Source organism: Streptomyces sp. NPDC054783 (assembly GCF_053611725.1).
This window is the reverse complement of record NZ_JBSHAY010000013.1, coordinates 218,066-230,422: the sequence shown is the minus strand read 5'-3', so window position 1 is coordinate 230,422 and position 12,357 is coordinate 218,066. Positions and strand designations below refer to the sequence as shown.

At 71.7% G+C, this 12,357-nt stretch carries 11 protein-coding genes; 7 read left to right on the top strand and 4 right to left on the bottom strand.

Annotation, left to right across the window (positions count from 1 at the left end; genetic code table 11):
* Positions 1-3: 3 nt before the first annotated feature.
* Positions 4-435: a VOC family protein gene (locus ACWGJ5_RS23815; RefSeq protein WP_453311683.1), complete on the bottom strand. Its 432-nt coding sequence runs from the start codon at positions 433-435 to the stop codon at positions 4-6.
* A 111-nt stretch (positions 436-546) separates the two neighbouring features.
* Here ACWGJ5_RS23815 and ACWGJ5_RS23810 point away from each other — a divergent pair, with 111 nt between their 5' ends.
* Both ACWGJ5_RS23810 and ACWGJ5_RS23805 read left to right on the top strand, forming a co-directional pair.
* Positions 547-1,455: a pseudouridine-5'-phosphate glycosidase gene (locus ACWGJ5_RS23810; protein WP_453311682.1), complete on the top strand. Its 909-nt coding sequence runs from the start codon at positions 547-549 to the stop codon at positions 1,453-1,455.
* The gene (locus tag ACWGJ5_RS23805; RefSeq protein WP_453311681.1) at positions 1,440-2,435 is read left to right on the top strand and encodes a carbohydrate kinase family protein; all 996 of its coding nucleotides are present in this window, start codon (positions 1,440-1,442) and stop codon (positions 2,433-2,435) included. Before ACWGJ5_RS23810 ends, ACWGJ5_RS23805 begins: the two co-directional genes overlap by 16 nt.
* Positions 2,436-2,510: 75 nt before the next feature.
* Here the strand turns inward: ACWGJ5_RS23805 and ACWGJ5_RS23800 are convergent, their stop codons facing one another.
* Positions 2,511-3,314, bottom strand: a complete 804-nt coding sequence (locus ACWGJ5_RS23800; protein ID WP_453311680.1) for a methyltransferase domain-containing protein — start codon at positions 3,312-3,314, stop codon at positions 2,511-2,513.
* Between the two features lie 287 nt (positions 3,315-3,601).
* Here ACWGJ5_RS23800 and corA point away from each other — a divergent pair, with 287 nt between their 5' ends.
* On the top strand, positions 3,602-4,729 hold the full coding sequence (gene corA, locus ACWGJ5_RS23795) for a magnesium/cobalt transporter CorA (RefSeq protein ID WP_453311679.1): 1,128 nt from the start codon (positions 3,602-3,604) through the stop codon (positions 4,727-4,729).
* Between the two features lie 49 nt (positions 4,730-4,778).
* On the opposite strand, the gene ACWGJ5_RS23790 is transcribed toward corA, so the two are convergent.
* Positions 4,779-5,411 carry a uridine kinase gene (locus tag ACWGJ5_RS23790; RefSeq protein ID WP_453311678.1) on the bottom strand — a complete coding sequence of 211 codons (633 nt, stop codon included), beginning with the start codon at positions 5,409-5,411 and terminating at the stop codon, positions 4,779-4,781.
* 662 nt (positions 5,412-6,073) lie between these two features.
* Here ACWGJ5_RS23790 and ACWGJ5_RS23785 point away from each other — a divergent pair.
* The 3 genes from ACWGJ5_RS23785 (at position 6,074) to ACWGJ5_RS23775 (ending at position 9,515) form a co-directional block, all read left to right on the top strand.
* Positions 6,074-6,769 carry a DUF2293 domain-containing protein gene (locus tag ACWGJ5_RS23785; RefSeq protein ID WP_453311677.1) on the top strand — a complete coding sequence of 232 codons (696 nt, stop codon included), beginning with the start codon at positions 6,074-6,076 and terminating at the stop codon, positions 6,767-6,769.
* A 205-nt stretch (positions 6,770-6,974) separates the two neighbouring features.
* Positions 6,975-7,454 carry an anthrone oxygenase family protein gene (locus tag ACWGJ5_RS23780; protein ID WP_453311706.1) on the top strand — a complete coding sequence of 160 codons (480 nt, stop codon included), beginning with the start codon at positions 6,975-6,977 and terminating at the stop codon, positions 7,452-7,454.
* Between the two features lie 573 nt (positions 7,455-8,027).
* Entirely contained in the window at positions 8,028-9,515 is a 1,488-nt protein-coding gene (locus ACWGJ5_RS23775) for a glutamate synthase subunit beta (protein WP_453311676.1), read from the top strand.
* A gap of 302 nt (positions 9,516-9,817) precedes the next feature.
* Here the strand turns inward: ACWGJ5_RS23775 and ACWGJ5_RS23770 are convergent, their stop codons facing one another.
* On the bottom strand, positions 9,818-10,336 hold the full coding sequence (locus ACWGJ5_RS23770; protein WP_453311675.1) for a carboxymuconolactone decarboxylase family protein: 519 nt from the start codon (positions 10,334-10,336) through the stop codon (positions 9,818-9,820).
* A gap of 46 nt (positions 10,337-10,382) precedes the next feature.
* On the opposite strand from ACWGJ5_RS23770, the gene pdxR reads away from it, so the two are divergent.
* Positions 10,383-11,804 carry a MocR-like pyridoxine biosynthesis transcription factor PdxR gene (gene pdxR / locus ACWGJ5_RS23765; protein WP_453311674.1) on the top strand — a complete coding sequence of 474 codons (1,422 nt, stop codon included), beginning with the start codon at positions 10,383-10,385 and terminating at the stop codon, positions 11,802-11,804.
* Positions 11,805-12,357 lie beyond the last annotated feature (553 nt).

Genomic DNA, 12,357 nt, shown 5'->3' with positions numbered 1-12,357 from the left:
TGGCTACTCGTCGTAGTGGCGGGCCTCGAAGACGTTGCCGTCGGGGTCGCGGAAGTAGAAGCTGCGCGTGGCGTTGCCGCGGGCACCGGAGAGGTCGTGGTCGATGCCTGACATGGCGACACCGTGTTCCTCCAGACGGGCGCGCAGGGCGTCGAAGCCGTCGGCCGGCAAGGAGAGACAGATGTGGTTGACGGGGTGGCCCGCGCTCTCGGTCGCACCGGGCAGCATCTTCATGTCTGCGGCCATGGTGAACGGGGCGAGGTCCAGGATGGTCTCCTCGTTGACGCGCACGGAGGGGAAGGCCACCTTTCCCTCGGCGAACTCGGTGACCCTGATCGGCTCCAGACCGACGGCCTTCTCGTAGAAGCCGGCCGCGGCCACCGGATCGGCCACCCACAGGACGACGTGGTCGAGACGCATGCTGTTCCTGGTCATGCGCCCCAGGCTGGTGGTGTCCCCCACAGTCCGCAAGCGCGCAGGCCGACAGGCGTTTAACGGCGGCCGGCGCCCGCCAGAGATGAGGGAAGGCCGACAGGACAGGAGGCGGTGCCCGTGGTGGTGTCGGAAGAGGTCCGGGAAGCGCTCGACGCACGGCGGCCGGTGGTGGCCCTGGAGTCCACGATCATCGCGCACGGTCTGCCCCGCCCGCGCAACCTGCAGGTGGCGCTGGAACTGGAGGACGCGGTGCGGCGGGAGGGCGCCGTACCGGCGACCATCGCCGTGCTCGACGGTCGCCCCTGCGTCGGCCTGGACAAGGAACAGCTGGAGCGGATCGCCAACGAGGACGGCATCCGCAAGCTCGGCCACCGCGACCTGCCTCTCGCCATGGCGAGAGGGGCGAGCGGGGCGACCACGGTGTCGGCGACGGCACAGCTGGCCGCGCTCACGGGCCTCCGGGTGTTCGCCACCGGCGGGCTGGGCGGTGTGCACCGGGAGTGGACGGTGACCCAGGACGAGTCGGCCGACCTTGGTCTGCTGGCCCGCACCCGGATCACGGTGGTCTGCGCGGGCGTGAAGTCGATCCTGGACGTGCCGGCGACCCTGCAGCGGCTGGAGACGCTGGGCGTGGCCGTCGCCGGATACGGCACGGACCGGTTCCCCGGCTTCTATCTGTCCGACTCAGGGCATCCGGTCGACTGGACACTGGACACCCCGGAGCAGGTCGCGGACGTCATGCGGGCCCAGGACGCGCTCGAGGCGCCGCCGTCGGCGCTGATCGTCGCCCAGCCCGTCCCCGAGGCCGAGCAACTCGATCCCGGGCTGCACGCGCGCGTGCTGGCCGACGGCCTGCATGCCTGCGCGGACCGGGGCATCTCCGGTCAGGCGGTGACGCCGTTCCTGCTGGACTACCTGGTCCGGCACACCGACGGGGCCTCCCTGAGTGCCAATCTGGCGGCTGTGCGCGGCAACGTACGGCTGGCGGCGCGGATCGCCGCGGCATGGACCAGGAGGTGACCGCGGGCCGGGACGGGGCCCTGCTGGTCGTCGGTGACGTGGTGACGGATGTGATCGCCCGGCACCGGAGGCCGCTCGCGGCGGGGACCGACACCGCCGCCGCGATCCGCATGCTGCCGGGCGGCGCGGGCGCGAACGTGGCCTGCTGGGCCGCACATGCGGGCTGTGCGGACGTACGGCTGCTCGGGCGGGTCGGCCAGGACGCGGCCGCGTGGCACGAGCGTGAGCTGATCGCGGCCGGGGTGCGGCCCCGGCTGGTGGTCGATCCGACAGCGGCGACCGGGACGGTGATCTGCCTCGTCGATGCGGGAGCGGCGGCAGAGCGTACGTTCCTCACGGACAGCGGGGCCTCCTTGCGGCTCGAACCCGCCGACTGGTCGGACGCGTTGCTCGAGGGTGTCGGCCGACTGCACCTGTCGGGCTATCTGCTGTTCACCGAGCCGAGCCGGGGACTCGCACGGACCGCGCTCGCGGCGGCACGCGCGCGTGGCGTGCCGGTCAGCCTCGATCCCGCGTCGGCCGGCTTCCTGGTGCGGCTGGGACTGGATCGCTTCCTGCCCTTCGCGCAGGAGCTGGACGTATTGCTTCCCAGCCGGGACGAGGCATGCCTGCTGACGGGGCTGCCGGATCCGGCGGACGCGGCGGCCAAGCTGAGCCGTCTCGTCCCGCTGGTGGTCGCCAAGGCGGGTGCGGACGGTGCGCTGGTGGCCCGTTCCGGAAGCACACCGACCAGGATCCCGGCCACACCGGCGGTCCCGCTGGACACCACGGGCGCCGGTGACGCCTTCACCGGCGCGTTCCTCGCCGCCCTGCTCACGGGCGCGCACCCCGAGGAGGCCGCGGTACGCGGCTGCCGGGCGGGTGCGGAGGCGGTGGAACGGGTGGGCGCCAGACCGCCGCGTCCCGACCGCGGCGACCAGCCACCGGCCGGCGCCCTGAGGACGTCGGCAGCCCAGACTCGGCCCGCGCCGCGCCGCTGACGCCGTGGCAGGGGGGCCGACTGGGATCCGTATCGAACCGAGGAGCGAACGCTGCAGGCCTTCTTCCTCGCCCGGCTAGTCCTTCCTTCCCCACGCCGAGATCATCGGCGCGGTGGCCAGGTCCATGCCGCCGGCCTCGACGTTGGCCAGGTGCTGGTCGATGTCCTCGTCTGTGGCGAGCCCCGCGGTGACGAGCCGGTCCCGGATCTGACGGACCGTCGCGGCCTCGAGAGCGGTGCAGGCAGGTGACGTCATGGGGAAGAACGCATCGGCCTCCACCTCGCTCAGTCCGGCCTCGCGGAGCAGACGCGGGAGCTTTCGGCCGTACGACAGATCGGCACCACGTTCGGCGAGCAGCTTGCGGAAGCCCTGACGCAGGCGATTGGCGAGCCGCTGTTCGGGGCCGTACTCCTCGGGGCAGATCAAGGGCTGGAGAGCGGGGTCGGCATCCTCGACGAGCAGTCGCCCGCCGGGACGGAGTGCCTGGATCATGGACCGCAACGCCCTTTCCCGGTCCGGCACATGGACGAGGACGAGCCGGGCGTGGACCAGGTCGAAGCCCTCACCCGGCGGTTCCTCGGCGCCCACGTCGTGGACGCGGACGTCCACAGGCGGGTTGCCGGCCTGGGCCGCAGCGGTGATCCGCGAGGTGTCGATGTCCGTGGCGACGACCCGACCGGTGGGGCCCACCTTTCTGGCGAGCCAGGAAACCACCGAGGTGCCGCCGGCCCCGACTTCCCAGCAGCGCCAGCCGGGCCCGATACCGAACGCCTCGATGTGCCGGAAGGTCGTGGGATCGAAGAGGGCGGCGAAGGCGTCGAAACGCTCTGCGGCCTCCTTCTGCCGGTTGTCCAGGAGGTATCGGTCGGATGAGGTCATGCCACGATCATTCCAGTCACCCGGCTTGGCCGGACCCGCCGACGCTCCGGCCAGGGGCGGCCCGGGCCGCGGCCGCCGCAGCATCGATGATCCACGGCCGGGGAACGAGTTCCGTCCACAGCCGGCAACGAAGTCCATCCACAGCCGGCAACAAGGCCCGTCCACAGCCGGGAACCAAGCGGAACATCCTGTTCCCACAGGCTTACCCGCGCTTTGCCCTCGGCTGGCAGACTTGCCGGGCAAGGCGCAAAAGCGTTGCGTGAGGAGATCCAGGCGAGGAGATCCAGATGTCCATGGCGGGGAATCTGCGGAAGGTCACAGGGCTGAGCAGGGTCGGCGGTCTGCGCAAGGTGGCGCGGCTGGCCCGACGGCAGCCGCGCGTGGACCTGAGTCACCCCGCACGGTCACCGCTGGGCTCGTCGGTGGTCAACTGTGTGACATACCAGGACGGCGTGCGCGTGCCGCAGTGCACGGACCTGGTGGATGCCGTGCGGATGGTGCGCAAGACGGGCGAGGGGTTCGTCTGGCTCGGGCTGCACGAGCCGACGGACCGTGAGTTCGCGGGCATCGCCGAACTTTTCGACCTGCATCCCCTGGCGGTGGAGGACGCGGTCGAGGCTCATCAGCGTCCGAAGCTCGAGCACTACGGCGACACGCTCTTCGCGGTGTTCAAGACGGTCTGCTACGTGGAGCACGAACAACTGACGGCGACCAGCGAGGTGGTCAACACCGGCGAGATCATGGTGTTCGTCGGTGAGGACTTCGTCATCACGGTGCGGCACGGCCGGCACGGCTCACTGGGCCCGCTGCGCGAGGAGTTGGAGGCGCATCCGCATCAGCTCGCCAAGGGACCGGCGGCTGTGCTGCACGCGATCGCCGACCATGTCGTCGACGACTATCTGAACGTCACGGACGCGGTGCAGGCCGACATCGACCAGGTGGAGACGGAGGTGTTCTCGGAGAACAGCGCACGACTCGACCCCGGCCGCATCTACCAGATGAAGCGTGAACTGCTGGAGCTGAAGCGGGCGGTGGTGCCGCTCGGCCGCCCCGTGGAAGACCTTGCCACCCGGCCCATACGGGTCGTCGCCCCGGAGATACAGGCCTACTTCCGGGACGTGCTCGACCACCTGATACGGGCCAAGGAACAGATCGCCGCCTTCGACGAACTGCTCAACTCGATTCTCCAGGCCCACCTCGCACAGGTGACCGTCGCGCAGAACGAGGACATGCGGAAGATCACTGCCTGGGCCGCGGTGATCGCCGTGCCGACAATGGTGTGCGGGGTGTACGGCATGAACTTCGACCACATGCCGGAGCTGCACTGGCGGTTCGGCTATCCGCTGGTCATGACCGTCATGGCGGCGGCGTGTGTGGTGCTGTACCGGGGCTTCCGGCGCAACGGCTGGCTCTGAGCCGCGGGGGCCCGCCCGAGCCTCGGGTACCTGCCGCCGGCCGCTCGGATCAGCCGCTCCAGGCCGGATGACGCGGATCGTCGGCGCGTACCAGGACGTCCGCCGTGCCGACGGGATCGGTCTCGGACTCGTAGCGCTCGAAGGCGGGGAGCGTCCAGTGCTCGGTCTCGGGGGTACGGCGGCGCAGGGCACCCGGGGAGAGGAGGAGGTGCACGGTCAGATCGAAGGGGAACCAGTGTCGCAACAGGAGGGGGCCGTGGAGCAACAGGACGCCGCCGGGCGGGAGTTGGACATAAGGGCTGCGGGTGGCCCGGTCGGTGGCCGGATCCCATAGATCGGGCAGGACGCGTCCGCTGCCGCCGGGGTCGAGCGGGCCGAATACCTCGCGCCACAGGGCGCCTGTGTCGAACCAACCGCCGTAGTACGACTCCGCGTCGCGCCGCCCGTGTTCCAGGCGCAGCGAGGCGGGGCGCAGAAAGCCCTCGGTGCCGACCACGAGTGAGGGCCGGCCGCGCACCCGCAGCGCCTCCCCGACGCGTTCCGCGAGAGCGCCGGGCCGGGCGGCCGGGGCCCCGTCGAAGCCGACACGCGGCCAGGCGCTGCCGTCGGCCGGCTCCATCCCGGCCAGCCGGTCGGCGAGCAGCTCGGCGAGCCGGTCCCAGGTGATCGCTTCGAGTCGCACAGGGTCATGATGCCGGGTGGCGGGAGGTGAGGTGACAGTGCCTGCCGGGACGGACCCGGCCGGTGGAGAGCGAAGTGACAGCGCCTGTCGGCGGACGGGCGAGGCGCTGAGACCGGGCACGGCCCAGGCCCGTATAGAGAACGAGTTGGCGGAGCCTGCCGGGGAGAGCTGCGCGATTGGGCGCGGGAAGGGCGGGCCGGCGCGCTGCTCGACGGACTCGCCGGGGCCGGAGCGGGCGGTTCCGCGCGGTGGGGCTGGGCGCGAATCTGCTCGGCGCGGTCGGACAACGGGTGATGGGCGACCCCGTGACCTTGCCGACGGAGCTCCGCCGCTTCGCACGGACTCGCACCGCGGGAACGGAGCGCCTGCTGTGAAGGCGCGAACGGCCCCGTCGACTGGGTGATGCTCCCGCCCGCCGGACACCTGGGGGCACGGCGGACCGCGGACGGGATCGTAGCGCGTAGGCGGGGAGTGGCTGCCCGGTGTCGCCGGAGGCGAGGGCAGATCGGGTGAGCCGTGGCTGTCGTACGCCGGTCTCGCGGTGGCGGTGGTGGACGAGATCCAGACTCCGGCGCGGCACCGTACGCGGGTGTCGGTGTTGGACTTCCAGAAGGAGTGGCAAGGCGTGGGAGGTGCGGGCGGCGACGGGGAAAGTACCGCGTATGGCGCTTCCCTCAACTCCCCACTCCCCCGGTCGGCTTGTCGTCATCCAGGCGCATAAGCCCAAGCGGTGCGCCAGGTGCCGGCGCGGGCCCCTGTCGCTGCTCGTGCTGGAGGACGGGGCACCGCGCTGCCTGGACTGCGCGGACCTCGGACACCTGGTGTTCCTGCCGCGCGGCGACACGGCGCTGACCCGCAGGTCGAGGGAGGAGAGCGGGCTGTCGGTGGTCGTGGTGCGGTTCAACCGGCGCAAGAGCCGTTACGAGCGGCAGGGCGTGCTCGTGGAGGAGGCCGCGCTGGCCCGGGCCGAGGCGCGCTGTCTGGCGGACGCGGAGGCGCGGCGCAGGCGGCAGGCGCGGGACGCACGGCGCCGGGCGGCGGAGGACGAACGCTTCGCGGCGGCGTTCGCTGCCGAGATCCTGCGGCTCTTTCCCGGCTGCCCTGCCGATCGCGCGCGAGCCATCGCGGGGCACGCGTCCGTGCGCGGCAGTGGGCGGGTCGGGCGCAGTGCGGCCGGGCGGGCGCTGTCGGAGGGCGCGGTGGTCTCGGCGGTCGTGGCGGCCGTACGGCATGTCGACACACCGTACGACCAGCTGCTGATGAGCGGGGTGTCACGGTTCGAGGCACGCCGCCGGATCGCCCCGGCCGTGGAGAGCGTGCTGCGGGCCTGGCAGAACGCGGCGGCGGAGGCAGGCTGAGCGGGAGGGGAGGCGGGGGGAGGGGGGAGGGGGGAGGGGGGAGGGAGGCGGCGGGGAAGAGGGGGGAGGGTGAGGAAGAAGAGGGAGAAGCTCGCGTCTGTCGTCGCGCTCCCCGGCCATGGTCTGGGCCCGCTCCCGGGCATTCACTGGGGGGATGGTGACGCCGGGCGCGTACCGGCCGGAACGAGACGAGATGGGGCGTGGAATGATCGAGGGGCCGTTCTTCGTGCTGGTCGTGGTGGGGATTCTCGGCACCGGGCTGGTGGCCGGGGTCTTCTGCGCGTTCTCGACCTTTGTGATGCGGGGGCTCGCCGCCCTGCCGCCGGCGCAGGGTGTCGCAGCGATGAACGCGATCAATGTCGCCGCGGTCCGGCCCGCCTTCATGACGGTGTTCTCCGGCTCGGCGGTGCTGAGCGCGATGATCGCGGTGGTGACGTTCGTGGTGTGGCCGGACGAGGGAAAGCCCGAACTGCTGCTGGGCAGCGCGCTGTACCTCTTCGGCTCGTTCGGACTGACGATCGTCGCCAATGTCCCGCGCAACGACAGGCTGGCACGGCTGACCCCGGGCGCGCCGGAGGCCACCGTGTACTGGCCGACGTATGTGCGCGAGTGGACGTTCTGGAACCACGTCCGCACCGTCGCCTCCGCAGCGGCCGCCCTTGTCTACGTACTCGCGCTCGCCTGATCTCCGTGAGGGCCCGGGCCCCATCTTCTGACCCGATCCTGACAACCGACGGTCCCCCTGGTCCGCTCATGCCCGAGTGTCCCCCGACCCACCTCCGACGGCCCCCTGACTGATCCCTGATCGACCCCCGACCACTCCCTGATCAACACCCGGTCGCTCCCCGACCACTCCCCTGACCAGCCCCCGACCACTCCCTGATCGCCACCCTGCCGACGCCCTCCTGACGCCCGACTGACGCCCCGTGATCGCCCCCGATCACGCCCTGATCGGCCCGTGACTGCTCCCCCGCTCAAGCCCTGACCACTCCCAGACCACCCCCTGATCACCCCCTGACCATCCCCTTTCCGCCCCCGAGGTCTCCTTGGCAGCGAGCCGGAAAGTTGCTCGTGCCCGGCTGGGGATGCAGCGCGAGAAAGCGCTGTCCGCCACTCTGCGCGGTGGTCGGCGCGGACGTATCGTGGCCGAAAGAGCGCAGGAAGAGTGCCGGAAGAGTGCCGAGGGTTGCCGCCCGATGGCGTACGGCCCGTCGTACACCCGATACCCGCGCGGTATCCGTACGCGAGGAAGACGACCATGGCCGATCCCAAGGGATTCATGACCACGCCGCGCCAGGAGTGGGCGCGGCGGCCGGTCGGGGAGCGGGTGCAGGACTGGAACGAGGTGTACGTTCCGGGAGCGCTGCTGCCCATCATCAGCAAGCAGGCCGACCGGTGCATGGACTGCGGCATCCCGTTCTGCCACGACGCCTGTCCGCTGGGCAATCTGATCCCCGAGTGGAACGACCTGGTCTCGCGGGAGGACTGGCGGGCGGCGAGCGACCGGCTGCACGCGACGAACAACTTCCCCGAGTTCACCGGTCGGTTGTGCCCGGCGCCGTGCGAGGCGGGGTGCGTGCTGGCGATCAACCAGCCGGCCGTCACCATCAAGAACGTCGAGTGCGCGATCGCCGACCGGGCCTGGGAGGAAGGTTTCACCCAGGCGCGGCCGCCCGATCGGCTTTCCGGGAAGACGGTCGCCGTCATCGGCTCCGGACCCACCGGGCTCGCCGCGGCTCAGCAGCTGACGCGAGCCGGGCACACGGTCGCTGTGTACGAGAAGGACGACCGGATCGGCGGGCTGATGCGGTACGGGATCCCCGAGTTCAAAATGGAGAAGCGGCATCTGGAGCGGCGGATCGAGCAGATGCGGGCCGAGGGGACGAAGTTCCGTACGTCGACGGCCGTCGGGCGGGATGTCGGGGCGGTGGAGTTGCGCGGACGGTACGACGCCGTCGTCATCGCCACGGGAGCCACGGCGTGGCGGGAACTTCCGGTGCCGGGCCGGGAGTTGAACGGGATACACCAGGCGATGGAGTATCTGCCGCTGTCGAATCGAGTCTGCGAGGGGGATCTGGAGGTTTCACCGCTGTCCGCGGCCGGCAGGCATGTGGTGATCGTGGGCGGCGGGGACACCGGGGCGGACTGTCTGGGGACCGCGGTGCGCGAGGGGGCCGCGTCCGTGACCCAGCTGGACATCTACGCGCAACCGGGCGCCGAGCGCGACGAATACGCCGAGCCGTGGCCGACGTACCCGAAGACCTACCGGCTTTCGGCCGCGCACGAGGAGGCCCGGGACCTGCGTACGGCACCGGCGGCGGACGCGGACGCGCGGCTGTTCGCGGCGTCCACGCTCCGCTTCACCGGGGACGACGGCGGCCGGGTGAGTTCTCTGCACCTGGTGGAGGTCGACGAGGCGCGTCGCCCGGTGCCGGGCACCGAGCGGGCGCTTCCCGCCGATCTCGTGCTGCTCGCCCTCGGGTTCTCCGGGCCGGACCAGGAGGACGGGCTGATCGGACAACTGGGGCTGAGGCTCGATCCGCGCGGCACGATCGCCCGGGACGACGGCTTCGCGACCAACGTTCCCGGGGTCTTCGCCGCCGGGGACGCGGCGCGCGGGCAGTCGCTCATCGTCTGGGCGATCGCGGAGGGGCGGGCGGTGGCGGCGGCCGTCGACCTGTATCTGACCGGGAGTTCAAGGCTACCTGCACCGGTCTCTCCGAGGGATCGGCCGATGAGGGTGTAGCCGGAGATGGTGTAGCCGGAGATGGTGTAGCCGGAGATGGTGTAGGTACGGCCGACGGTTTCCTGTGGCCGTGGGTTGTCCTGGCCTACGGGGGTGCTGCCGGTTCGGCACCGCCGAATCACGCCATCGTGGTTGATCGGCATTGCCGTTGATCAGCATTGCGGTTGATCGGCATTGCGGTTGATCGGCATTGCGGTTGACCCGGATTGCGGTTGACCCGGATTGCGGTTGATCGCGATCGTGGTGGGATGAAGGTCACTGACGGGATCAGGTGATCGGGGCCGACGCCGGACGTGCTCGGGTCATCCCTTCCGCTCGTCCGTCCCGGCCACCCTCCCCGTCGACAGGGCCACCCGGTTCCACGTGTTGATCGTGCAGATCATGGCGATGACGTGGGCCAGTTCCTCCTCGTCGAAGTGGGCCGCGGCCTCGGCGTAGACAGTGTCGGGGATACCGGCGTCGGCGACGAGGGTCAGGGCCTCCGTGAGCGCGAGGGCGGCCTGTTCCCGGGGGGTGAAGAAGTGCCGGGCCTCACGCCAGACGGCCACCATGTGCAGCCGGTCCTCGCTCTCGCCGGCCTTGCGCGCGTCGTTGGTGTGCATGTGCAGGCAGTAGGCGCAGTGGTTGAGAAGGGAGGCGCGGACCTGGATCAGCTCCACCAGTGCCGGGTCGAGGCCGGCGCGGGCGGCGGCGTCGAATCCGATGAGAGCGCGGAAGACCTTCGGGGCGGACTTGGCGAAGTCCAGTCGGGCGCGGGCGCCCTCGGCCTCGGCGATCGCGGTGGTGATGTCGGCCGCGGTGGTGCTCGTGTTCGTCGTCATGGCTTCAACCTACGAGCCCGATAGACCGGCTGTAGGGTGCATTTTCATGACGAAATCGTGGGTCAATTCCGCGGAGGGAATCGGCGCCGACCTGCATCTGGAGCTGTCGGGTCCGGGCGGGCGGCGGGCGGCGCTGACCCGGGCGCTGCGGGAGGCCGTGCGCAGCGGCCGGCTGGCAGCGGGCACCCGATTGCCGCCGTACCGTTCGCTCGCCGCCGATCTGGGCGTGGCCCGCAACACGGTGGCCGACGCCTACGCGGAACTGGTGGCGGAGGGCTGGCTGACCGCCCGCCAGGGTTCGGGCACCCGGGTCGCCGACCGGGCGGAGCCGTTGCGGCACGCCGTGTGCACGCCCGCAACAGCACCTCCACGCACGCGTGGCCCGCGACACGATCTGCGGCAGGGCACCCCGGAGGCGTCGGCGTTCCCGCGGGCGGCCTGGTCGGCCTGCTACCGGCGGGCCCTACAGGTGGCGCCGAACGAGGCGTTCGGGCCGGGGGATCCGGCCGGGCGCCGGGAACTGCGTGAGGCGTTGGCCGAATATCTGGCACGCGCGCGTGGCGTGCGGACCGAGCCGGGCCGGATCGTGATCTGCTCGGGCTTCGCGCACGCGCTGCGGCTGCTGTTCGGCCAGGGTGCGGGCGGGGTGCTGCGCGGTCCGCTGGGCGTGGAGGCGTACGGGCTGGGCTTCCACCGGGAGCTGCTCGCCACGGCCGGGGTGCGGACGGTGCCGCTGCCGCTGGACGAGCACGGCGCGCTGGTGAACGTACTCGGACGGGAGCGGGCCGTGCTGCTCACGCCGGCGCACCAGTTCCCGACGGGCGGGCCGCTGCACCCGGAGCGCCGGGCGGCCGTGATCGACTGGGCACGCGCGCGTGGGACGGTCGTACTGGAGGACGACTACGACGGCGAGTTCCGGTACGACCGCAAGCCGGTCGGTGCGCTCCAGGGCCTCGATCCGGAGCGGGTGATCCACCTCGGGTCGGTCAGCAAGAGCCTGTCACCGGCACTGCGGCTGGGCTGGATGGTGCTGCCGGAACGCTACGTCGGGCCGGTGCTGGCGGCGAAGGGCGAGCGGGAGAGCTGGGCGAGTGCCCTGGACCAGCTGGGCCTGGCGGAGTTCATCGTCTCCGGGGCGTACGACCGTCATGTGCGGCGCATGCGGCAGCGCTACCGGCACCGGCGTGACCGGCTCGTCGCCGCGCTCGCCGAACACGCGCCGCATGTCGAGGTGACGGGTATCGCGGCCGGGCTGCACGCGGTGCTGCGGCTGCCGCCGGGCACGGAGCGGTCCACGGTGAAGGCCGCCGCCTGGCAGGGGATCGCCCTGGACGGACTCGCCGCGTTCCGGCATCCGAAGGCGGCGGCGACGGCGGGTGACGGACTGGTCGTGGGCTACGCGGCCCCCGCCGAACACGCCTACGGGGCGGCGTTGGAGGCGCTGTGCGGGGTGCTGCCTCCCGGGTGAGGAGCGGGTTGCCGCCGGCGCGCGCAGCGGATTCCCGCCGCCGTGCGCAGCGGGTTGCCGCCGGCGTGCGCAGCGGGTTGCCGCCGGCCTACGGAGCTGGTTGCCGCCGGCCCACGTGACCCGGCCGCCGCCGGCCTACGGAGCAAGTTCCCTCCGCCCCACGAAACCCGGACGCCGCCGGCCTACGGACCAACTTCCCCCCGCCCCACGAAACCCGGACGCCGCCGGCCTACGGAGCAAGTTCCCTCCGGCCTGCGCAGCGGGTCTTTTCCGGCCCGCGGAACCCGGTCGCGTCCCGCCGCACAGCAGGTTGCCTCCGGTGTGCGGAATCGGGCCGGCGCCGGCCTGCGCAGCGGTTTGCCTTCGGCCTGCGGTGCGGTGGTTCAGAGATCGGGGTCGGCGGCGGTGACGTAAACCTTCGCGCCCGGTGGCCGGCTGCGGCCGACTGCCGGGATCCGGTCGGCCGGAGCGGGTCCGGCGGATCGGGGGGTAGCGACGACTTGCGACGGAAGGATCCGCTGCCTGCGCACCTGAACCGCGAGCAGCGTAAGCG